The organism is Streptomyces sp. Isolate_45, assembly GCF_024721315.2.
Taxonomy (GTDB): Bacteria; Actinomycetota; Actinomycetes; order Streptomycetales; family Streptomycetaceae; genus Streptomyces.
The window spans coordinates 1-21361 of record NZ_JANFAK020000094.1 but is presented as its reverse complement, the minus strand read 5'-3'; the positions used below and the strand labels follow the sequence as shown (position 1 = coordinate 21361).

General features: G+C 69.2%; 16 protein-coding genes and 2 pseudogenes. 9 read left to right on the top strand and 9 right to left on the bottom strand.

Going from position 1 to position 21361, the window contains the following annotated elements; all coding sequences use genetic code 11:
- Positions 1-69 precede the first annotated feature (69 nt).
- Entirely contained in the window at positions 70-2931 is a 2862-nt protein-coding gene (locus NOD94_RS26610; RefSeq protein WP_281208647.1) for a LuxR family transcriptional regulator, read from the top strand.
- A 95-nt stretch (positions 2932-3026) separates the two neighbouring features.
- Here the strand turns inward: NOD94_RS26610 and NOD94_RS41480 are convergent.
- The 3 genes and pseudogenes from NOD94_RS41480 to NOD94_RS26600 all read right to left on the bottom strand — a co-directional run.
- Positions 3027-3110, bottom strand: a pseudogene (locus tag NOD94_RS41480) (IS5/IS1182 family transposase); the annotation flags it as partial.
- Positions 3111-3389: 279 nt separating this feature from the next.
- Positions 3390-3947: a hypothetical protein gene (locus NOD94_RS26605; RefSeq protein WP_281208646.1), complete on the bottom strand. Its 558-nt coding sequence runs from the start codon at positions 3945-3947 to the stop codon at positions 3390-3392.
- 46 nt (positions 3948-3993) lie between these two features.
- On the bottom strand, positions 3994-4983 hold the full coding sequence (locus tag NOD94_RS26600) for a hypothetical protein (RefSeq protein WP_281208645.1): 990 nt from the start codon (positions 4981-4983) through the stop codon (positions 3994-3996).
- Positions 4984-5625: 642 nt separating this feature from the next.
- On the opposite strand from NOD94_RS26600, the gene NOD94_RS26595 reads away from it, so the two are divergent.
- Positions 5626-6480 (top strand): maleylpyruvate isomerase N-terminal domain-containing protein, encoded by an 855-nt coding sequence (locus NOD94_RS26595; RefSeq protein ID WP_281208644.1) that lies wholly within the window; start codon positions 5626-5628, stop codon positions 6478-6480.
- 489 nt (positions 6481-6969) lie between these two features.
- Here the strand turns inward: NOD94_RS26595 and NOD94_RS26590 are convergent, their stop codons facing one another.
- Positions 6970-7377 carry a hypothetical protein gene (locus tag NOD94_RS26590; RefSeq protein WP_281208643.1) on the bottom strand — a complete coding sequence of 136 codons (408 nt, stop codon included), beginning with the start codon at positions 7375-7377 and terminating at the stop codon, positions 6970-6972.
- A gap of 408 nt (positions 7378-7785) precedes the next feature.
- On the opposite strand from NOD94_RS26590, the gene NOD94_RS26585 reads away from it, so the two are divergent.
- Positions 7786-8067, top strand: coding sequence for a hypothetical protein (locus NOD94_RS26585; RefSeq protein WP_281208642.1), 282 nt, complete (start codon positions 7786-7788; stop codon positions 8065-8067).
- A gap of 380 nt (positions 8068-8447) precedes the next feature.
- Here NOD94_RS26585 and NOD94_RS26580 read toward each other — a convergent pair.
- A pseudogene (locus tag NOD94_RS26580) lies at positions 8448-8630 on the bottom strand (3-oxoacyl-ACP synthase); the annotation flags it as partial.
- Between the two features lie 763 nt (positions 8631-9393).
- Between NOD94_RS26580 and NOD94_RS26575 the strand changes: the two are divergent.
- Both NOD94_RS26575 and NOD94_RS26570 read left to right on the top strand, forming a co-directional pair.
- Positions 9394-9903 (top strand): DUF6301 family protein, encoded by a 510-nt coding sequence (locus tag NOD94_RS26575; RefSeq protein ID WP_281208641.1) that lies wholly within the window; start codon positions 9394-9396, stop codon positions 9901-9903.
- Complete coding sequence (locus NOD94_RS26570; RefSeq protein ID WP_281208640.1) at positions 9900-10343, top strand: hypothetical protein; 444 nt, start codon at positions 9900-9902, stop codon at positions 10341-10343. The genes NOD94_RS26575 and NOD94_RS26570 overlap by 4 nt, the downstream gene beginning before the upstream one ends.
- A gap of 1306 nt (positions 10344-11649) precedes the next feature.
- Here the strand turns inward: NOD94_RS26570 and NOD94_RS26565 are convergent.
- A complete protein-coding gene (locus NOD94_RS26565; protein ID WP_281208639.1) occupies positions 11650-12303 on the bottom strand; it encodes a hypothetical protein in 654 nt (217 codons plus the stop codon).
- A gap of 386 nt (positions 12304-12689) precedes the next feature.
- On the opposite strand from NOD94_RS26565, the gene NOD94_RS26560 reads away from it, so the two are divergent.
- Positions 12690-13352: a hypothetical protein gene (locus tag NOD94_RS26560; protein WP_281208638.1), complete on the top strand. Its 663-nt coding sequence runs from the start codon at positions 12690-12692 to the stop codon at positions 13350-13352.
- A 1003-nt stretch (positions 13353-14355) separates the two neighbouring features.
- Positions 14356-14790 carry a hypothetical protein gene (locus tag NOD94_RS26555; RefSeq protein WP_281208637.1) on the top strand — a complete coding sequence of 145 codons (435 nt, stop codon included), beginning with the start codon at positions 14356-14358 and terminating at the stop codon, positions 14788-14790.
- Between the two features lie 861 nt (positions 14791-15651).
- Here NOD94_RS26555 and NOD94_RS26550 read toward each other — a convergent pair.
- Positions 15652-15957, bottom strand: a complete 306-nt coding sequence (locus NOD94_RS26550) for an ATP-binding protein (protein ID WP_281208636.1) — start codon at positions 15955-15957, stop codon at positions 15652-15654.
- Between the two features lie 431 nt (positions 15958-16388).
- On the opposite strand from NOD94_RS26550, the gene NOD94_RS26545 reads away from it, so the two are divergent.
- Both NOD94_RS26545 and NOD94_RS26540 read left to right on the top strand, forming a co-directional pair.
- Entirely contained in the window at positions 16389-16991 is a 603-nt protein-coding gene (locus NOD94_RS26545) for a TetR/AcrR family transcriptional regulator (protein WP_281208635.1), read from the top strand.
- A gap of 562 nt (positions 16992-17553) precedes the next feature.
- Complete coding sequence (locus tag NOD94_RS26540; RefSeq protein ID WP_281208634.1) at positions 17554-18060, top strand: hypothetical protein; 507 nt, start codon at positions 17554-17556, stop codon at positions 18058-18060.
- Positions 18061-18910: 850 nt separating this feature from the next.
- Here NOD94_RS26540 and NOD94_RS26535 read toward each other — a convergent pair.
- Together NOD94_RS26535 and NOD94_RS26530 are read right to left on the bottom strand one after the other, a co-directional pair.
- Positions 18911-19258 carry a transglycosylase family protein gene (locus NOD94_RS26535; RefSeq protein WP_281208633.1) on the bottom strand — a complete coding sequence of 116 codons (348 nt, stop codon included), beginning with the start codon at positions 19256-19258 and terminating at the stop codon, positions 18911-18913.
- Between the two features lie 775 nt (positions 19259-20033).
- Positions 20034-20255 (bottom strand): hypothetical protein, encoded by a 222-nt coding sequence (locus NOD94_RS26530; protein ID WP_281208632.1) that lies wholly within the window; start codon positions 20253-20255, stop codon positions 20034-20036.
- Positions 20256-21361: the final 1106 nt, after the last annotated feature.

Below are 21361 nucleotides of genomic sequence, written 5' to 3'. Positions count from 1 at the left end.
CCCTCTCGGGCTCTTCACCGGCTGCGTTCAGGCTTCCGCCATTGTTTACACGGCAGTAACCTCACCGGCGTGACCGGAGAGACGATCGTGGGAAGTCCTTGCCGGATATACGGCCGGACGGCCGAAACGGCAGCCGTTGAAGCCCTGTCGAACCAACTCCGGGCCCGACGCGGCGGGGCACTGCTCCTCGCCGCGGAGCCGGGACGGGGCCGGAGCGCTCTTCTGGCCCGGGCCGCCCACGAGTTCACGTTCGGACCCGTGCTGCGCCCCCGCCTCCTTCCGGGCAACCCCCGCCCCTACGGAGGCATCCACGCGCTGCTGTGCGCGGCAGCCGAGGAGTGGGGCGCGGCGCCGCCACGCTCCGCGTTCGGACGAGGCCTATCGGCGGCCGATCTGCCCGAACTGCTGCGACAGTACGCCCCCGGAGGCGAGCCACCGCTCGTCTGCGTGGACGACGTACACCTGTGGGACGCGCCCTCACGGGCCGTGCTCGGCGCGACAGCGCGGCACCCGGACCCGGACCGCCCGATCGGGCTCCTGCTCACGATCACGGAACACCGGGCGGACGAGACCGACTTCACGGGGCTGCCCCTGGTCCGCCTCGGCCCCCTCGACGACAGCGCGGCGACCGCCCTGCTGCACGACCTCGCCGGTGCGGTCGTGGACACGTCCGTACGCTCGGAGCTGCTGTCCGAAGCCGAAGGGAACCCCGCCGTCCTCGTGGCCCTCGCGCAACGCCTCACCCCGGACGAACTCGGCGGCCACCGTCCGCTGCCCCGCCCCCTCGTGGACGGCGCCGCCCTGTGGGCCACCTTCGGCAGCCGGCTCGCCCCCCTGCCGGCGCCCACGCGACAACTCCTGCTCCTGGCGGCCGCCGCCCACGAACCCGACCCCGAAGCCGCCGGCGCGGATGCCTGCCTGATCCTGCGCGCCGCCCGTGAGGCCGGACTGGACCCCGCCGCCATGGACCCCGCCGAGACGGCGAGACTGGTATACCACGATGGCCACCGCGTCACGTTCGGTAGCTCCCTGCTCCGGCGGACCGCCTACACCGGCGTGCCGTCCTCGCAGCGCCGGGCCGCCCATGCCCTGCTCGCCACCGTCATCGACGCCGACCGGTACCGACTGCGCCACCTGCTCCACCTCGCCCTGGCCGCGCAAGGCCCCGACACCCCTCTCGCCGCCGCCCTCGTCGCGGCGGCTGCTCCCGGCACGCCGACGTCCGGGATGGAACGCTCGGCAGCCCTCTCCCGAGCCGCCGAACTCACCGCCCACGAGGATGCCCGTACCGCACGCCTGACCGCCGCGGCGGAGTACGCCCGCCTCGCGGGACACCCCCGCAGGGCACGCCGGCTGCTGGCAGCCACCCGGGACGGCACGTCCCCCGACACGATGCACGGGCGCACGGAACTCGTCCGGGGCAGCCTCGCCCTCAGGGACGGACCGGTCGGGGACGCCTACCAGGCGCTGCTCATTGCCGCGGAGCGGCTCGGTCCGTCCGACGCGGAAGCCGCCCTGGAGGCCAGGATGGAGGCGATGGACGCGGCGTGGGCCGCGGGCGACGCCGACGCCTGCATCTCCGCCCTCGCCGAGGCACCCCTCCCGGCCCTCCCCGACGATCCCACCACCGCCGAGGCGCCGTCCGCGGCTGCCCCATGCGCCCCGGCCCGACACGGGACGCACGTACGGTCGGACCCACAGACCCCGCCCCCTTCGCACGATCCCCGGCGCGACTACCGAACGGGCCTGCGCACCGCGCTCGACGGACACCTGACCGAAGCCGCGCCGGCGCTGCGCCGCGTGGTCGACCGTGCGCTCCACGACGACGACCCCACCCGCCTGCTGCGGGCCGGCGTGGCCGCGCTGGTACTCGGCGAAATCCCGGCAGCATGTCGGGCCAACGCCCGGGCCTTGGCCGTCTCGCGAGCCAGAGGGCTGGCCGCCCTCACCCCCCGGATCCTCGAACACCTCGCGTACGCCGAGCTGCGCGCCGGTCGGCACGCGGGGGCCAGGACCCACGCGCAGGAAGGCCTCCGCGCCGCCCACCGGGCCGGCCAGCGGAACGTGGCCGCCGGTCAGCACGCCATCCTCGCCCTGGTCGCCTCGGTCGAGGACGACGCGGCCGCCGTCGCCGTACACGCCGCAGCCGCCGTGGAGATCGCTCGCCCGCACGGCCTCCTCCAGACCGTCACCCTGGCCGAATGGGCCTGGGCGCGCGTGGACCTGTGCCGCGGTAGGCCCTTCGAGGCCGCTGCCCGGCTCGGCCCCCTGACCCGACCGGGGCCCGGACGCGGCCACTTCGCCGTACGCATGCTCGCCCTGCCCTGCTTCGTCGAAGCCGCCGTGATGTCCGGGGCCACGACGGAAGCCAGGGCGGCCGTCGAGGAGTTCGCCCGCTGGGCCGCCCAGGGCGCCGACCCGCAGGCACCGGCGCAACTGGCCCGGTGCCGCGCCTTGGTCGCACCGCCGGACGACACCGCCGACGCCCTCTATGCCCTGGCCCTGACCCGGCACGACACCGCGCACGGCGACTTCGAGCGGGCCCGCACCCAGTTGCTGTACGGAAAGTGGCTGCGCCGCCGACGCCGCCCCGCGGAGGCGAAGAACCGGCTGCGGGACGCGCTGGTCGCCTTCGAGCGCTGTGGGGCCCCGGCCTGGGCCGAGCAGACCCGTGCCGAGCTGCGGGCCACTGGTGACGCCTCCGCCACCGCACCGGTGGGCGGCCTGGCCCGGCTGACACCGCAGCAACTGCGCATCGCACGCCGTGTCGCCGAGGGCGCCACCAACCGTGAGGTGGCGCTGAGCCTCTCGGTCAGCCCCCGTACCGTCGACCACCACCTGCGCAATGTCTTCGCCGTACTGGGAGTGCGCTCGCGGACGGAACTCTCCCGGCTCGTGCACCACGCGGAAACGGGCGGCGCCCAACCCTGAGGACCCCGCCCTCCCGGTCCCGGCCGACAATCCGGCCGGCCCCCGACCGCCACCGCGCACGGCGCCCCGGGGCGGAGTGATGTTCACCTGCTGGTTCACCGTGTCATAACGAGGTTGGGCAAGACGACGGCCTGGACGGCAGGGTGGAGGCCGTCTCCCTTCTGCCGGCAGTCGCGGAGGCTCGGCCACATGCGCCCCGCCGCGGGCGGGCGTGCGGGGTCGGGCTCCCTCGTCGGCCCCCGTCCCGCCGTCCGCCGCCACACCACCGCCGGCCCCGATGGTTTCCGCCCCGGCGCGGCGGCCGCAGGCGGCGCCGGAACAACCCCCGAGCCGGCCCCAGCCTCCTGCGGAGTATGACAGCAAACCGAGGAAGCCCGACGGCACACCGGCGGACGAGGAATCCTCTTTGACTCCACCTGCCGGACCGGCCGGAGTCCCGGAACGCCGATGGGGCGGGCTCATTTCCAGACGGCAAACGCCTTGTCGTCGCTGCGCCGCAGCAGGCCACCCTTGACCCACTCGACCTTCTCGGGCGCTGTACTGGAGCTCGATGCGGCGAGGTAGACGGAGCAGGCGTCGTAGCTCTCGCCGGCCGGGGCCTGCTTGAACTTGCTGGAATCGTGCTCGTCGAGGCACTTGTCGAACTTCGGGGCGTCCTTGTAGCTGAGCTTCCCGTCCGGGCCCACGAGGGGTTGCGGGAAGGCGCTCATGATGTTCAACCGGGTCAGCAGGTCGCCGTCCGCAGTGACGTCGAAGGAGGGTCCGTTCACGTCGCCGGCGTCGGTCTTGGTCACGCGGTAGTGCACGTAGTACGGCGTACGGCCCTGATACTGGGCCGCATCTTTGAGCACGGACAGGTCGTCGGAGGTCCCGGCGACCACGCGCTCCACGCTGACCTCCAGGTTGTCCTTCTTCGCCTTGGTGCCGTAGGAGAGCTCCTTGGTGTCGGAACATCCGGTGAGGACGAGCACGGCGGCAGTGGCGGTGAGGACGGCGAATGCGGTACGGGTGTTCAAGATTCCCCCTGTGTCGGTGATCGAAAGGATTGCGGGCGGCCGGCGGTCAGGACTTGCCGACACGGCCCCGGGCGAGCGTCAGGTCCATGGCGACGAACGCGCCCAGCCCCAGTAGCGCGGCAAGGTGCAGCACCCACCAACCGGATTCGAAGCTGCTGACGCGGCCCGCCGAGATCACGTCGTTTCCGACCAGCACCAGCGGAAAGGTGACGGCGCACAGAAGGCCCACGACCCGGAGGAAACGAAAGCGTGCGTGCGGCTGGATGGCGCGGCACGCGATGGTGAGCATGCCGAGGAATGAGAGCAACGAAGGCCAGGTCAGCAGCCCACGCCAAGGGCCCACGGCAGGGAAGAGGTCCAACCCCAGGACGTCCTCCGTCAGCAGGAAGACACCACCCTTCGAGGTTCCGTCCTCGTGCTCGAAGAGCATGGCCGGCAAGGGCATCGCGGCGGCGAGCACCGCCAACACCGCGGCACATGTCAGCATCGCTCCCGTGACCAGGCTCCAGCGAGGCCCGTGGGCGGCCGGCAGGACAGGCGGGAGGGCGCCGACGGCCGGGCCCGGCTGCCGCACGGACGCGTACGGACGAACGGAATCCATGTACGGATCCCCGCCCACGGACGAGTGGCCCGCCGAGGTTCCCACCTCGAAGATCCGCACGTGTGCGGGCGCGTACCGCCGCGTCTTGGCAGTCAGCTCTCCGAGGTCGAACTTCCGGCGCTCGAGCGCCACATGGAGCTGTGCGGGCATCGCCACATCGGGTGGCGGCACGTCGGCTCCGGCTGGTACGGCCACACCGTCGCGCAGCAGCGTACCGATCAGCACCTGCGGCCCGAGCGCGGCCGACTCGGCGACGACGAGGGCGGTGACATCGGTCCACGGCAACCGGACGTTGCCGATGCGCACGCCGGAGGAGTCGAACTGGAAGAGAACGCGCCGCGCGTCGAACCACATGAACACGTAGGGCACCAGCAGCACGATGACCGTGCCGCCCCTCACGTCCAGGGCCCAGCCGAGGACCAGCGCGACACCCACCAGGCCGCCGATGAGACCCCAGAACTTCGCGAGGTCGGATGGGGAGAACGGCCCTGTGACACGGTAGCGCTCCCAGCGAGCGCGGCGACGCGCAGTTCCTGTCGGCAGCATGGGTGCCGGTTGCGGACGAGGCATGCTGCTATCCCCTGGTGTGTGCTTCAGGCCAACATGGAACGCGGCACCTCTCAGGCGCCCCCCTCGAGCCATGGCCGGCTCGCGGAACGTTTGTACCGCACACCGGTGTTCGGCTGCCCGCACCGTGGGCAGCCCGAGACGAGGATCACAGAACAGGGGCCCGGACCGAGGCAGTTCCGTCGAGCTGTTCCAACTCCGCCTGTCCGCCTGTTCGACTGACCGGCCGGTCCGGGTGTCTCGCCGTGTTCGGGGTGAGCCAGCGCGTCATGAGGTTGATCGTCGCGAGGCCAAGCGCGGCGGCGGAGCGCTGCCGGAGAGTGGTCATGGGCAGGTACGCGTGTGCTCTGCTCGGCGGTCCGGTCGCCCAGGGCGGGTCACGATCAAGCGCCGGAAACCCGAACCAGGGGCACAGCACTCACGGGTGATACACCGGCGTGTGCACAGTAGTGTCGCAACCGTCGTACCCGGCGGTAACCTACGGACCGGTCCGCAGCATGGGGGAGTGGTATGGGAACCGTCACGGGATTCGATCCCTTCGCAGAGCATGAGAAGACCCGCGCCGCGCTGGGTGCCGTAGTCCCGCGGCTCGTCCGGCTGCTGCGCGACGTCCCCGACCTGGACGCGGCCTCCGGTGTCCCCGGGTGGACGGTGGGCGACGTCGGCTCGCACCTCTCTGCCGTCTACGTCGGGTACTCCTCCGCCGGCAGCGCCGAAGGGTCCATCGACTGGGACAGCATCCTGCCGGCGGGGGAAGGGTCGTTCGGCGAGCGCATCGCGGCCATGAACGCCGCATCGATAGGCCTCTTCGGCGGCAACGGCAGGGACCGTCTTGGCGACTTGGTGGCCGAGTGGGGCGAGGTGTTCCTGCGTGTCACCGAACACCTCGCCCCGGACACCCCCGTCGCCGTGCCCTGGTTCGGGCAGGACATCACGCTGGCGACGGTGACAGGCCTCATGCTCAGCGAGAGCCTCGTGCACGGTCTGGACATCGCCCGCGGCGCCGGACTCTCATGGCCGATCAGCCCGAACGAGGCGCGCCTGGCACTCGGTCAGACACTACCCACGACGATGCCACTGGCCCTGGACTCCGAGAAGGCACGGGGTGTCAGCATCGCCTTCGACCTCGTCATCAAGGGCGGCCCACGGCTGGCGGTCGTCGTCGACGACGGAACGGTTACGGTGGCCCGCGATGCTCCGCCACGCGCCTACGACTGCAGGATCACGGCGACGCCACCCGCGTTCCTGCTGGTCTCCTTCCGGCGCACGCCGACCTGGAAGGCGATCGCGCGCGGCCAGATGCGAGCCTCCGGCCGCAGGCCGTGGCTCGCCATGCGGCTCGGCGAACTCATCGCCACTCCCTGACCCAGGGGCGATTCGTGGTCCTCCCTGCTTGGATATTCACCAGGGCGCAGGGTTGTGACGAACCTTCAGTGCGGCAGTTCCGCACGCACGCAACGAACCCCCGATGATCAAGGGGACCTCCAAGTCGCCCGACCGCCGGAGTTCCGATGTGCCGCCAGTCTGCCACTGTCTGTCTGTCTGTCTGATCAGGCCGCCCTCGCGTGAGCAGCGCCGATTACGGCGGCCGGGATGGCCGTTGCCCTGATCGTCTCCTGCCTCGGCCTCATCGCCGCGCGTTGACCCGGCACGTTCGTGTTCAGGGGCCGTCATGGGGAGGGCCAGGAATTTGCCCGCCTGCCGAATGTCGGGTTGGGCAAGCCCTCCAAGCCTTCTGCGGGCAGGCTTGCCCAGGCGGCTCTCAGCCGAGACCTGGATGTCTTCGACGGATTGCGCCGGCCCTCCCAGCCGTCCCTGTCGGCGTGACCTTGACCCGCTTCTTGGCCGGCGAACCTAGGCGCGTGAGACGAGGAGTCGGGCCGCGGCGGCTTCCAGCTCGGGGCGAAGAACCCGCTGGCATTCCAGCGGTGCGCACACCGGAAAGGCGTAGTCGCGAATCTCGCCGAACAAGAGCACTTGGAGGTACTCGGGTCCACCCGCTTCTTCACGGCCCAACAGGATTTCGATGGTGAGCCGAGTACCGTCCGTGAGCCGGCGCGATCCGCTCTGCGGTTCGCTGTCGATCAGTATGAACTCCTTCTCGTACGGGCCTTCGGGTGGGCAGGCCAGCAGCCAGTGGGCGAACGCGGCGGCGTGCGGTGCGCCGCCCGTCAGTGTTGTGCGTCCGATGAAGTAGGAGTCGAGGCACCAGGTGTCGTCCGGATCCTTGCTGATCGCCAACCACATGTCGTCAACGGGCATGCCGGCGTCGTGGCTGCTACGCCAGCCGAACCGAAACCCTGTCTCAGGGTGCTCTGCGGACACTGTCGAACCTTCTCTCTCCCCGAGCTGCGGTTGGCGGTCCACCTGACGCAAGTCGTCTGTCAACGAACATAGCCCGGTCAGGTCAGCGCATCACCGACGACTGCGTACGCTGGCAAAGGACACCTGTCCCGGCGATGCCCAGCGCCCACGAACGTGTTCGTGCCGCTAACAGGGCAGGTGTGGCTCTGTACACGTCGACAGCCAGGGTGACGCCCGAACTGCTTTCAAAACGCTGCTCTTCGACGTGTACAGAGCCACTTCGTGGATCGCCGCGTACGACGACCGTCGTGATTGCCGCGGACAAGGCCCCGTGTCGCCCACCGGCCCGACCGCGTTGGAGGACCTGTGAGCACCGGGCCGGGCGACGCGACGAGGGGCGGGGTGTACGGTGCGGCGGGGCCGGCCGGTCATGGTTGGGCCACGGCCGGCCCCGCCGACCTCGACCCCGATGTCCGTCTGCTCATCGAGGGGCTCGTTCAGGCCGTGCACGACGGCGACGATCCGCGGATCCGGAACCTGCTCGCGAAACTCGCGGCGGCGGCCGACACCGACGCTCTCCTCCACCTGCGCCGGCGGCTGTACGACAACATGCCCGCGCCGGCCGACACCCCCGTCGCCGACGAGTGACAATCCCGCTTCGCCCGACAAGAAGGGCGGAGCGACTGTTCCTGCCGCGCCCGACACTGTCGGGCCGGCGGGCCGTCACCGTTCAGTCACGGAGGGACGGAAGTGACCGAAAATCAAGATTGCTGCCATGCCACTCCCGCCCTGTGTTCCTGTCCGGAGGGGATGGGAGCCGGCCGTGTCTTTATCGGTGAGGATCCGGGCTCGGGGTGCCGGATCCGCTTCCGAAGGCCTCGAAGAGGACGGCGGCCTCGTCACCGGGCGAGGTGGCGGGGCCGCCACACGGTGCCGGCCCGGGATGGAACGGGCCGGCGGGCCCGTGTCGTCGCTTGGCACCCCGGCGCCCTCCCGAGCAGAGGGGCAGGGTGCCCACGGGTAACGTCCGGGTCGGTGTCTTCGAGGTTGGCGGTGGGCGGGATCAGCGCGTGCTGGATGCTCAGGACGGTCAGGGCGGATTCGACGGCGCCGGTCGCGCCGAGGGAGTGTCCCAGTACGCCCTTCGTGGACGTCACGTAGGGACCGTGGGGCAGCACGGTGTGCAGGGTGCGGGCTTCGACGGTGTCGTTGAGTGACACCAGCAGGGAGAGACCGCCGGCGGTCTTGATGTCCTGCCCGAACAGCAGCACGATCGTGGGGATCAGCAGTTCGCCGCATGGACGGCTTCTGCAGGAAGGAGCCTGCGGCGAGGACCCACGCCGGGTCATCTCGCCGCGCTGCCGCGCTCCACCAGCGAGACCAGGTCGGCGAACCGGGAACTGACCCGTGCATAGAACCAGCGCGGAGTCGCCGCGACACCTTCATCACCGCATGGCCTTCCGCGCTCGGCAGCACGATCCGCGACCGCTGGGCCAACGCCTTGGGATTGCGGCATGGGATCCCCGTCCAACAACATGAGCGAGTGGCCGGTTATGGGGATTCGGCTGAAGCGGATGCCTCCGGCCACCTCTCCGCGCCCGTCAACGGAGTTGTTATGTTCGGTCCCGACGGACAGGATCCCCAGTCTGCGGCGCCGCTCCTGCGGGTAGCGAACTCGCGGGATCACGGAGTAGGCCGTTCCTACGTTCTGCGAGGGCTCGTCCCGTCGAGAGAGGGCATCATCCGGGCGAGAGCCAGCACGTCCCTTGTGCCGATCTGGCCTCGTCGGTCCCGTCGTGGCGCGACCGGCCCTTCAAGGGATGGCGTGACTCGTGCCGTGTGGGCGGCTCATCTCGTGCCGATCCGGTCGGAGCGGCGGTGTGTCATGATCGGCAAGGTCCCAGCTGGGTGCGGGTGATCGCGTGGAGGGTGAGGAGGCAGGGGGGCGGGCCGGCGAGCCGCCCCCTGAGGCGTATGACGCAATGGCGTGCGTTGAGTGATACCGAGCTTGTCGAATTTGCGACCCGGTTGCGGTCTTTGGATTGCACGTGGGAGTTGGGCGCTACGCAAAGCGCGAGGCGGTCCAAGCAGTTCCCTCGCCGGGCGCTGATGATCTGGCCGCGTTGGGACCTGCTCGACACAGGGTTCGACAGGGTCGACCGTGTCGCCTTCGGCCGGGGGAGAGCACAGCAGGACAAGCAGATGGTTGAGCGGGTCCGGCTGCGCCTGACCGACTACGCAGGGCAATGGACCCTGAGTCTGGATGCGTTCGTGAGGATGGCCGCCGCGCTGCGCACGTCGCTGGGCGAACCGACGGAATTCAGGCCAGGTACCGATGCTGAGATCCACTGGGCCGGCGCCGACACCACCCTGCTCCTCCGGCACTCAGGAAGCGCGGTGTACCTGGAGCTGGTGACCAACAATCGGCTGGCCCTCGACGGGGAGCTTCGGCAGATGGACGAAGACGAAGAGGGGCTGCTGTGACGGAATGGGACGGGTTCAGCGAGCGACTTGCCGAGCAGCTGGCCTCGCTGGCCGCTGGCTCGGTGCTGATCATCAGAGAGGTCGGGCAGACCGGCCGGTACGTGCAGTTCCTGCAGACTGAAGAAAGGGTGGAGGCCGAACTGGTCGGCGATCACCACCTCGAGCTTGCGCTGCGCGCCGGGGAAGTGGGCTGCCGGCTGATCGCCGAGGCGGGCTGGCGGCCGCCTGAGGACACTGTCTACGGCCACAACTGGTGGACCGAGCTGCCTTGGCCGTCGTCTTCGGTCGCCTACCGCGAACTGGCGGGGATGACGGTGACCGGCCTGTGCGACGGTCTGCGCATCGCCGGTCCGCAGGCGCTGGTATACGAAGCATGGGACGGGCGCAGGGGCAATCGTCTCTTGACCTTGCCTCTCCTGGGCCTCACCGCGCAAGGCTGACGAAAGGCGGCGAGCGACGGTATGTCCGCACAGGACGCGACAGCGCAACGACTGGCGTGGCTCGCCGCACAGGTCGACTGGTCGAAGGCGGTCGATCCGTATGGACGGCACCGATGGAGACAGCCGCCTCGTACCGTGCACGGCGCAACTCTGCCGTCGCTGGGTCGAGGCTGCCGTCGCCTACGCCACCGCTGTGGACGGCATGCGGCTGATCTTCCCGACCTGGCGCGACTGCGGCACCGGCTCATCGGTACGCCCGCCCAACGCGGCTCCTGAGTGCGTTCGGCGGCCCCCGGCCCGGTTGGCGTGGTGGGTCTGTGCCCCGGATGCCGGAGGGGGTGTGACGTGCGGGGCGCCGCATCGTTTCGCAGGTGCGAATGTTCTATTCCGCTTCTTCAGGTTCGGTCCTCATCGTTCCGCCCACCGTGCGCCACGCCTGTCCCGCGCCCCGACAACAGGAGGGCGTTCCGGCCCGGGTTGGGTAGGCGAGGTGAGCGAGGGCTCCTTCTACTGGTGCCGTGCATGCCGCGGTCCCCCGCACGCCACCAGCTCCATCCCCGCCGGCCGTGATGGGGAGATCGACCATCGGCAGCCGGGCAATGCGCCAACCGATACCTGATGCCCCTGACTGGGAGGGGCCACCGACCCCGAAGACCTGACTTGGACCGGCGTGGACGACAACAACGGACGCAGTTGTAGCCCGGCGCCGGCAAATGCGGGAAAACCGTCGAACCGGCGTTGATGCGCTGGGCTTCATCTCACCTGCCGTCCCCTTGTTGGGTCGTGGGTTCTATCGCTCCCGTCGCGCGCCGGTGCGGGAAGGGCAGAGGCAAGGAAGGCCGAACGCGGCGCACTCGCCATTCATTGTCGGTGAGGTCGTAGGCGACCAGATCACCGAGCGGCTCAGAAGCGCAGGGGGTGTGGCTCAATGCGGTGGGCGGGCAGGTAGTCGAGGTCACTGGATTCGGGGCGTGTGCCGTCGGGACGCAGTGTCTCGGTGACGAGTAGGTGGTGGTGGCACCCGCGCACGGCGGACGGCCGCCCACTTCCGGCCGCTCCGGGCATTCCGCCGGAGCGGCCGGGCTCCCCATCACAGCCGCCGTGCCGGTTGGTGTCGCGATACGGGCACCAGCCAGACCCTGGCACCGTGCGGTCGGCGGCAGTGCTGTCGGACCTACCCAGTCCAGCAGCCGATCTCGTCCTCGCTAATGCCAACTGACATCGGTGCCCGGCAAGTTCGCACACCACCAACACCGCGAACCCGATCCGAGGCGCGACTCACATATGGCTCAGGCTCCATCGGGGACTACTTGATTTCCTCGAAACTGTAGGCGTAGCCCTTGCCGCCAATCTTGATTTGCAGAGTGGTGAAGCCGGGCTTGCCCTTGTTGGCGTGTTGGCCCCAGTATTGGCACTTGAAGCCGGTGTCGGCGCCGAAGTCGATTGTCTTGGCGGCGGGGAGTTCGTCGCAGGCGAGTTTGCTGGCGTCCGAGCGACCGGACTCGGAACCGTAGTTCTCGTTGATCATCTGGTAGACAAGTTTGCCGACCAGCAGGCCCTGCTTGGGTTCCTTGGTGTACGAGATGATGCTGCTGCCGGCCTTGTAGCTGTCGCTGATCTTGACCTCGTAGGGGATTTCTGCTCCCGAGTAGGTGACGACACACTGGCTGACCGCGCCGGCCTTCTGCATCACGCCGTCGGGGCACTTCGCGCTGGTCTCACCTACGACCTTGGCAGTGTTGAGCGCATCCTCGCGCAGAGCGTGCTCCACCTTCTGCACGAAGGGAGCGCCGACTTCGGGTAGCGGTCTGACCCGGAGAGCGTCGCCACCGCGCATATGCACGTCCGGCTGCGGGCCGGTTATGGCCACCGGCAAAGCCTTCACCGCACCGTCCGCGGCACCGCCCTGGCCGGATTCGGCGGAGCTGCAGCCCGCACTGAGCAGGGTCACTGTTGCCATGCCTATAACAATCATGGGGAATCGCATGGAGGTGAGCGTAGACGCCGCTGCTTTCACGTCCTACTCCAGGTCATGGGTGGATCCTCGGACGCCGGCCCCTCCGGTTGGCGTGGCAGACCGGCGCTTGCGCCGAAGCACAAGGATCACGGTGGAGACGCGGTTCCGGTCCGGCTACACCGCTCCCTGTCGGCACGACAGATGACGACCGGATGCGACGCCTCATCGTCACGGCTCCGCGCGGACCTGGGCCCTGCGTCGATGACGGCGACGTTCGGTCCGGCGCGGAGCGGGCTGCTCGCTCCTTCCGCTGCCCGTCAAGCGCAGCAGCATGGCCCCAAGACCGCTTGGCACGGCGGGCCAAGTCATCGGCCCCGTAGCCTGGCGCCATGCAGACTACTCTGATGATCTACGACGGCACCGCACCGGCCGACTCCGACGTCCCGCGTACCGGGGGCGTGCCGCTGGCGCCTGCGGGATTCACGTGGCCCATGTGCGGCTCCGGCTGTGGAGGGCCACTGCAGTTCTTCGCGCATCTCCCCGTCGAGGACGGCGTCCTGTCGATATTCGTGTGCCAGAACGACCCCGGCGCATGTGAATTCTGGGCCCCTGCCTCCGGCGCGAACCGGGTCTACCTTTTTCCCCGGCGAGAGCTGCAGCCGATGGCTGTGCCCGCGTCGGGAGTTGCGCTGCTACCCGCTACCTCGGCCATCCGTACCCAGGTCGTGACGCTCGACCCCGATGAGTACGACGACCAGGACGACCACGACGAAGTCGCGCCCGACGCATACGACCTTGCCCGCGCGGGGTGGAAGCGGGAACCCGAAGAGCGGTTCGGGAAGCAGCGCGAAGTGCTCGGGTCGCTCGGAGGTAGCCCCTCCTACCTAGAGGACGACCGACTGCCCGCGTGCCCCTCCTGTGCCGGCACGATGGATTTCGCGGCGCATCTGGAGGAAGGGATCTCCTCGCTGACTGCGATGAAGCTCGGCGGCCAACTGGGCTACGTTTTCGTCTGCCACACATGCCGCGAAGGTGCCTTCCTCACGGACTGAGCACACCATATGCCGAGCCCTGACCCCAGGGCGTGTCCCACTCGGAGGATGTCGGCCCGGCCGGTTGCCGGCAGCCGTAGCTGCTCGCCTTCGGACGCTCGAACATGACGCTGGCTCCGTGCCGTCGGCCGCACCAAGTCCTTCAAGCTGACCGCCGCTTGTGCTCGCGACCACCTCACCCAGGCCGGCCGACCATCCCCGGAGGGCGTACGATCCACGGTCACCTGGGGCGGTCGCTCAACCTGATGCTGGTTCTTCGAGCTGGTAGCGGAAGCTGGCGCGGACCAACGATATCGACCGAGGCGTGTGGAGACCTTCGCTGCGCATCGTGCGGCTGCGCCTCGAGCTCCCCATGGCCGCCGAACCGAGGTACAGGGAAGTCGTGCGGCTGGCAGTGGTGATGGCGCGGTGTGGCCGTAACCGGGATGCCGCTGAATCGTTTATCCATATCGTCGCGTCAGATGCGCAACCGCTCGCCCCTTGCGGTGCCGCGATGAGCCCCGGGACGCCCCCCTGTTCCGGGGCCTTCTCCTGATCCGGAGGAGTGGTGCGGTCGCACTGTTGCCGGCTTTCGATGGGTTTACCCCGCCCGTTTGTGGCTGTTGGGGGCATTGCTGGGTAGGGGAGAGGTGCCGACTGCGCCGGTACCCGCAGGAGTGGACGATGGAACCGACGACACGATGCCGCCCTTCGGCGGCCCCGTTCCCCCTGAAGGTCGCCTTCTGCGACTTCTGTCGGGCCACCGCGGCCACAGGTGGAGCGCGCACGCTCAGCGCCGACGGCGAGTTCCTTTCGGTGACGTGGCACACCCCCGTCTGCCCGCACCACGCCGCCGATCTCATCCTCGCCGCGCCCGATCGTCAAGAAGACGACGGAGTGCGCGTGCGCCGGTAAATAAGGTCTGTCGACCCCAGCCTGGCTGCCCCTGCCGAGGGCATAGTGGGCGCCTTATTGACCCGGGGCCGGGCTTCGGACCGCGTCGTACCTCTGGTACTCATCTCCCATGAGCCACTTCCGCGACTTCAACCTCAAGCTGCTCGTCATCGAGGAGCTCATGTACGGCCCCGAGCCGCTCCTACCCGTCTACGACCTGCCCGCCCGGCTGGCCGAACAAGGAATCGGCGACCCCACGTCCCATGTTCTGGAGAACAGCCTCCACGCGGAGGTGCTGCCGCAGTCCCGGGCCTATTTCGAGGCCCTGAAGATCCCGGCCGAGCTGCTCGACGGCGTCGAGCAGCTGTGCTTCGACGCGGGGGCGGACGTCTTCCGGCACTGCGCCCCCGCCTGGGACGGTGAGGACGACCTGTTCGACGTGCGTTCGCTCGACGACCTCGCGCTGCTGCCCAACCTGCGGGAGGTCACCTTCGTGGAGGACGGCGTCCTGGCCGTGCCGAACGCGGCGGACGTCTTCGCCGCGCGCGGTATCGACACCGACTGAGTCCGAGGCGCCTGCTGTCCGGGGTTCGCCATGGTTTGACGGGCACTGCGGTCTCACGGCGGCCTGGGTTCCGGCGGTTGCCGCCGTAGCGGACCAAGGACGTTTTGCGCCACTACGGCGCGGAGTGGACCGCGACGTAGCCTCGCTGGGACTTGGCGCCGGATGAGCCGATGCGGGTTCGACTGCCGGATATTGCGGCCGGTGTGAAGGCGCCGACGTCGAGGTCGCGGCTCGGCGAGCAGGCGAACGGCCCGCGCTGCGAAGGCCACGGGCGGGACTTCGGCCGCTTGACGGCCGACCGGCTGGCTCCGAACGCCGGCTGCCCCGTCGCGTTCGCGGGTCCCGGCGTCATCCGTTCGGCACAGTCGGCGAGGCGGTGGGGGACCGGGCGTGGGACGGTGCGTGTGGGAACCGTGTCGACGACGGCCCGGACAGGACCCGGACGGCGCGCCCCGTAGTCACGCCGTCCGGGTCCTGTCATGAGCGGAACCGACGGGACCGCGCCCCGGATCAGGCGCGCGGGTGGTCCGGGCCCGGGGTGTACGACGGTCGGAAAGGGTGGAGGGACGGTGTTGCGGCGCCGGGGGAGCTGATGCTGGTGCAGGCTGCGGAGGAGGTCCCACCCGCGCTTCCCCTCGCCTCGAAGGCGGTGTACGAGCAGAAGTTCGATGGGCGTCGGATGATCGCGTTCATTCCGGACGGACCGGCTTGCCCACCAACGCATCAGCGTCCTCTTCGCCATGCTCCGAGACGGCACTTTCTACGAGCCCTGAAGCGCCACCATCAACCTCGCCGGATGGCCATCCCCCACGCCCGCATACCAGGCACACGTCCTTGACGAACGACATGGAGCCCCCCGCTTTACAGCCGGTTGGGCTCGTCCGGGAGGGGTAGTTCGAACCAGATTGTTTTGCCGGTGGTCGTGCGTTGAGTGCCCCAGTTGTGGGCGAGGGAGTCGACGAGTTCGATGCCGCGGCCGTTTTCGGCGTCGGTGGGGGCGTTGCGGCGGGTCGGGCCGTGCGGGTCGGCGTCGTCCACCTCGCATCGCAGGAGGTCGCCGTGGAGGCTCACGCGGACGTGGATGGGGCCGCGGGCGTGGCGCAGGGCGTTGGTGAAGAGCTCGCTGGCCAGGAGCTGAGTCGTGTCGATCAGTTGTGCAAGGCCCACATTGTCAGCTGGACGGTGAGGTCGCGACGCGCGCGGCCGACCGATTCCGGCGCGCGGGCGACAGGCCAGGAGGTGTTTCGCAGGACAGCGCGGCTCTCGGTGTGCGGGTTCAGGGTGCGCGCCCACATCGCCATCTGCCGCGCGGCCCACCGAGGGCGGATGACATCGCTCCGGCCTGGTGTGCGCTGAACCGAACACGGGCGAAGGCATCCGCGCCCCGGTATGCGGCTCTCCTGGAGTTCGGTGCGTCGTGCCTCTGCGTGGTCGGTTTGTTGGCCGGCCATGCGTGATCAGTCCCTTCCCGGTTCGGCTGGTGGTGCTCCGCGCTTCCAAGCGCTAGTTGTAGCAACCGCTACACTTAAATATACATGTAGCGGTCGGTACAGTAACTATTTCTCATATTGGACAGTGATCGGGGATCGAGGTGGCGCATGGGACGCACGGCTGACCAGGCGAAACGCGACCACCTGCTGCGACAGGTCCGCGCCTACGTGACCGACAAGGGGCTGGCCGATCTCTCCCTGCGCCCGCTGGCCAAGGCGCTGGGGACCAGCGACCGCATGCTCCTGTACTACTTTGGTAGCAAGGAGCAGCTGGTGGCCCGAGCGCTGGACCAGGACGAGGGGCGCCCCCTGCTGGTCCTGCGCCGAGCCCTCGAGGTCGCGGGCGCGCCCACGGATCCCGCAGCCATGAGGACGATGCTGGACGAGGCCTGGCGCCAGTTCACCACCCCGCCCGAACGACGGGACATTCTGCCCGTGACCTTTGAAGTCCTGACCGCGAGCGTCCTCGACCGCGAGCGGTACGGCCCGCTCATGCGAGACCTGCTCACCGAATGGAGACGGGTACTGGCGGGCGCGTTCACGGGCCTGGGCATGTCCGACGGCAGGGCCTGGTGCGAGGCGACGCTCTTGGTCGACACCCTCCTCGGCCTGCTTTACACGCCCCTCGCCGACGGTGACTGGGACCGGGCCACGGCGACGTTTCGAATCCTTCTCGACCGCCTCGAACCCGCCTGGCACACCCGCGACTGAAACCGGCGGGGCCGCGATGGCCGGCCCGGTGACAGGGTTTCACGGGGTCACTCGGGAAGGCCCGTTCAAGGGTGGTCAGGGAAAGCAGCACGCGCAACAGGTCAGTTCCGGCTCCTGCTCGGGTTGTGGTCAAGTCTCCCTCCTCATGGATTTGAGGTTGGCGGGGCGGGGCATCTGTGAACCGGTCGCCTCACGCGAGATGTCACTGCTTGCGGTGGCGTCCGTCCAGGGCCGTCGCCGAACATCCAAGCCCGGCCACAGGCCGTCGGATCCGGCCATTCTCGGATCCTTCAGGCAGCTGTCGCATGGTGCCGGTAACCGCCTCGATGTGAGGACGTTGGTCTGGTGGGCCCCTGAAACTCCGGGCTGCTGAAAAGCCCGATGGCTCTGCGCCCTTTCGGTAGCCCGCTCGGGGCCGCTGACGGTTGGGCTCGCGCCCGAGTGCACCTCTGTTTCCTCTCTTGCCTGAGCGATGCTCACGCAGACCCCCTTGGAGCGTTCCATGTCTACGCAGTCACAGCCCGGTCAGCCGGACGGGCAACCCCCCGCAACGAAGCAGGGCATGAGTACTGGCCTCAAAGTGACGCTCGGCTGCGGCGTGCCCACCCTGCTCGGCCTGATCCTCATTGGCGGTTGTACTGCGTTGTTGGGCAAGGCAGCCGAGGACGTCGGCAAGGACCTCGACAAGAACCACGATTCAGCGGTCGTCACGCCGGGAGGGGCCGCGAAAGCCGACACTGAATCCAAGGGAGGCACGACCGACATCGCCAACGACGCGAAGGTCACGTCCTGCAAGGTGAGCGACGGCGAGTTCGGAATCAAGGAACTCGACGTCAAGATCGAGTACGTCAACAGCGGGGACCGCCGCTTCACCTACATCGCCGAGGGAGAGATCACAGTCAACGGCGAGAAGAAGAGCGACATCCTCTCCACCGGACAAAACCTTGCACCCGGCCAGAAGTACACGGACGAGAACGCCGGAGGCCTGGCATTCGAGGTGGCCAAGGCCGCGAAGCCGACAGACAAGATCGAATGCAAACTCATCAAAATCTCCCGCAACGCCTTCTGACCGGCGGCCCACGGCGCTGAATCCCGGGGCATCCGACAGGGAGGCTGTCCAACGCGACTTCGAGAGCGCTGCCCACACGTGAGCGCGGACACCCTCTCAGGAGCGGCGGGCCGTGCGGACGCGCGGGCCGGCGCCATCCCTGCCCGCGCTGCTGCGCCGGTGTGGAAGGCGGTGGGCCCGTGGGGACGCGGCGATGGTGTGGACGTGCACCGATCTCGGGGCTCGTTGACCGAGGGCCTTGGACGTGCTGCGGAGCGTGGACCTGGGCGAGCGTACGAAGGCGCTGGAGCAGCTCGGCGTGAACCGGCTCGCGCACGCCGCGATCGTCGGCGCGTAAAGGATGTCCTGCCCGAGTCGGAGTCCGGTCTCCTGGTCGACTCCCGCCAGTGGCCCCTGCTCGCGGCCCGCATGGACCGGATCCGCGATCAGGGCGGCACCGGTCTCCTCGGCGCGCACCCGGCCCGTCTGGGGACCGACACCTCCTGGAAGGACGGCCCCCATCTCCTGTACCGGCCGAGGGCGCGGGGCGTACGCGGTGACGGCTTACCCGGACGTCGAGTCGCGGTGTGCGTAGAGGGCCGTGAGATGTGGAGGAGGGGACCTCGTTCGCAGGGGGCGGCGAACACCCATAGTGGTGCTGTGATCTGCGGTGTTGCCCTGTCCGCCGCGGTTCTCCCGATCCCCTTCGCTATTTCGGCGGCTGCCCCTGACGTTGGTCGGAGTCGGCAACAGCGCCCACGACTACCACTGCGTATAACCGGGACGGCCCGCCGGCCTCGGCGGCCACCGGCTATGCCCCCAGGTGAGGGAGCTGGAGAGACCCCGCCATGGCCGGTCGCGGGGGTCGACTCTATCGGCGGGCGCACGTCCAAGCGTCCATGCCCTGCATGCGGGCCAGTCTCTCCGCGACGGTGATCTGCTGTCGCTTCGTCGCGAGGTCTGCTCTGGCCGCGTATCTGTGGCCGCCCGCGGCCTTCCAGCTCGACCGGGTGAATTGCAAACCACCGTAGTGCCCGTTGCCGGTGTTGGCCCGCCAGTTCCCACCGGACTCGCACCGGGCGATGGCATCCCAGTCGACGCGAGGTGTCACCAAGACAACCGCCTCGGCACCGCACAGTATCGACTGCAACAGCAGCACTGCGCCCACAAGACTCGTGAGGGTGGTTCGGGATCGCCGGCTGCCCTGAAAACGGGACATGCATCCTCCGTGTCGTCCATGAGACCGGCTCGGAAATCCGCGCCCGCCTGGCTACGGCCGTCGTGGCTTCTACGCAGCACAGCACGCCTGCCCGTCTCTTCGTGGCCGTTCATGCGGGGCGAACGGGCGACGCCACCCGTACAGCCGCCGCTTCGCCGCCCACTCGACCGAGCACCGGCCGTCCAGCCTTACTGGCCCGCAGAGGCGGGCGCCAAGGGTGACGGCGGCGTCGAGGATCGCGGTACGAAGGGTGTGGGGGTCCAACTCGTAGTGGCAAGCCTGGTCTCGCTGGTGGAGCGCGGCAGCGCGGCAGGGTGACCCAGCGTGGGTCCTCGCCGCGGGCTCCTTCCTGCAGAAGCCGTCCATCTCGGCATTTCGGCGGGGGCGTGCAGTCCTCTGCCGACCGCGAGGCCCGGGAGGCCCGCGAACGGGAGGAAGCGGCGGCGGCCTGGGCGCGCGAGAAGCGCGCGGACGGCTGGCTGGGCCGGTGCCCGGGATGGAACTGATGGAACTGACCCCGGCCCGGGCGCGGCCCCGGCCGGGCGTGGATAGGCTAGTAGGCAGTCCGTGCCGACATGGGTGTGCGGGTCAGGTCCGGTGCCCAGAGCGCTCTGGTGCAGTACGACCGGTCCGACTTCGGCCCCGGTACACCACGGTGTACCGGGGCCGCGTCATGTTCGAGTGCGCGTGCGTTTGTAGGAACGGTCCACGTGACCGTTCCCCGAACGAGAACGCCGAGGCCGGCGCGGCACGGTCCGGCCGGGTGTGGCGAGGGTCAGAGTACGGCGACGGTGAACGGCCTGTCCGCGGAGTTGCCGCTGCTGTCGCTGGTCACGATCGTGATGTCATGGGCGGTAAGCAGGACAAGCGCCAGGAGCCGGGTAAGGGCCGCGAGGAGCAGCAGCGCCCGCAGCGACCCGGTCAGAACCCGGTGCGCCCGGTGCCCGGTACTCCCTCGCGTGGCGGTGAGCGCCCGCAGGAGATGGAGCGGCGCCACGAGGAGGACTTGGGCGACGAGCGCCTGCGCAACAACGCCTTCAGAACCATGGTGTGCGCCATGCGCCCATCATCCCCGACCGGCCCATGTCGGACGCAGGTTTCGGCAGGTCAGAGCCACTGCGGAAGTTGCCGGGCAAGCCGGACTGTCTATCTATATAGATAGACAGTCACAGACGTAGGAGGTGACCGTTTCCACGGGAACCTACACAGTCCCCATCCTTTGATGCAGCCTGCCGGTCGGCCATTGTTCGCATTTGTGTTCGGGTGGTCCGATGGGTCTCCAGTCCGTGTCTAGCGAGGGCAGACTTGCTCTCGGGCCGCGAAGGGGCGGGACGTTGAGGCGACGGGAGTGGCTGGCATGGGTCTACGGAATTGGTTGAGGGCAGGGGCCGTCATGGTCGTAGTTACGTCAGGATTGGCCGTGATGGCTCCGTCTGCCTCGGCGGCCACTCGCCGCGGTGGCATCGACCTGGGAGCCTATTGTCAGAGGACAGTCGCTCCGGGGGACGGCAGTGTCGCCCGCTTGGTTGAGAACCACGCGAGGGGATGGCGCTGCCTGGACTCAATGTGGATTGGCGCACCCTTTGGCTGGGCGACCTACAACGTGCGAGGCCTGGATCTCAACCACGCCTGTAGGTTGCAGTACGGCGCTGGGGCGTATGCAGTACTTGAGCAGAACCACGCGCGAGGCTGGGCGTGCTATCGATAGCACGGGCGTACACCGAAGCGCAGCGCAGGGCTTCAACTCCTCAACCCGCGAAGCGGGTTGAGGACCCCTGGGGGAGCGAAGCGCGCCCCGGGGATCCCGAGCGGAGCGAAGGGTCCCCGGCCGAAGGCCGGCTGCTGCCCGCGCAGCGGGCTGGTCCTGGAGGCGAAGCCGGAAGGACCCAGGGTGGGGGAGCGAAGCGGACCCACCCCAACGGGCCGAAAGCCCGGACCCCGTGAAACGGGGTCACCTCAGCCCGCGCAGCGGGCCGTTCGGGCGAAGCCCGAACCAGTACGAAGCGAAGCGCAGGACCCCGGCCCGAAGGGCCGGCCTTCCGGTGAGCGCAGCGAGCCGGATCTCTTCCTCAGCGCGCAGCGCTGAGGAACCCGCTCCGCGGG

Coding starts and splice junctions, on each gene's coding strand:
- NOD94_RS26595 (WP_281208644.1), top strand. CDS start 5,626: ATGGGAACCGTCACGGGATTCGATCCCTTCGCAGAGCATGAGAAGACC.
- NOD94_RS26590 (WP_281208643.1), bottom strand. CDS start 7,377: ATGCCCGTTGACGACATGTGGTTGGCGATCAGCAAGGATCCGGACGAC.
- NOD94_RS26575 (WP_281208641.1), top strand. CDS start 9,394: ATGACGCAATGGCGTGCGTTGAGTGATACCGAGCTTGTCGAATTTGCG.
- NOD94_RS26565 (WP_281208639.1), bottom strand. CDS start 12,303: ATGGCAACAGTGACCCTGCTCAGTGCGGGCTGCAGCTCCGCCGAATCC.
- NOD94_RS26560 (WP_281208638.1), top strand. CDS start 12,690: ATGCAGACTACTCTGATGATCTACGACGGCACCGCACCGGCCGACTCC.
- NOD94_RS26555 (WP_281208637.1), top strand. CDS start 14,356: ATGAGCCACTTCCGCGACTTCAACCTCAAGCTGCTCGTCATCGAGGAG.
- NOD94_RS26545 (WP_281208635.1), top strand. CDS start 16,389: ATGGGACGCACGGCTGACCAGGCGAAACGCGACCACCTGCTGCGACAG.
- NOD94_RS26540 (WP_281208634.1), top strand. CDS start 17,554: ATGAGTACTGGCCTCAAAGTGACGCTCGGCTGCGGCGTGCCCACCCTG.
- NOD94_RS26535 (WP_281208633.1), bottom strand. CDS start 19,258: ATGTCCCGTTTTCAGGGCAGCCGGCGATCCCGAACCACCCTCACGAGT.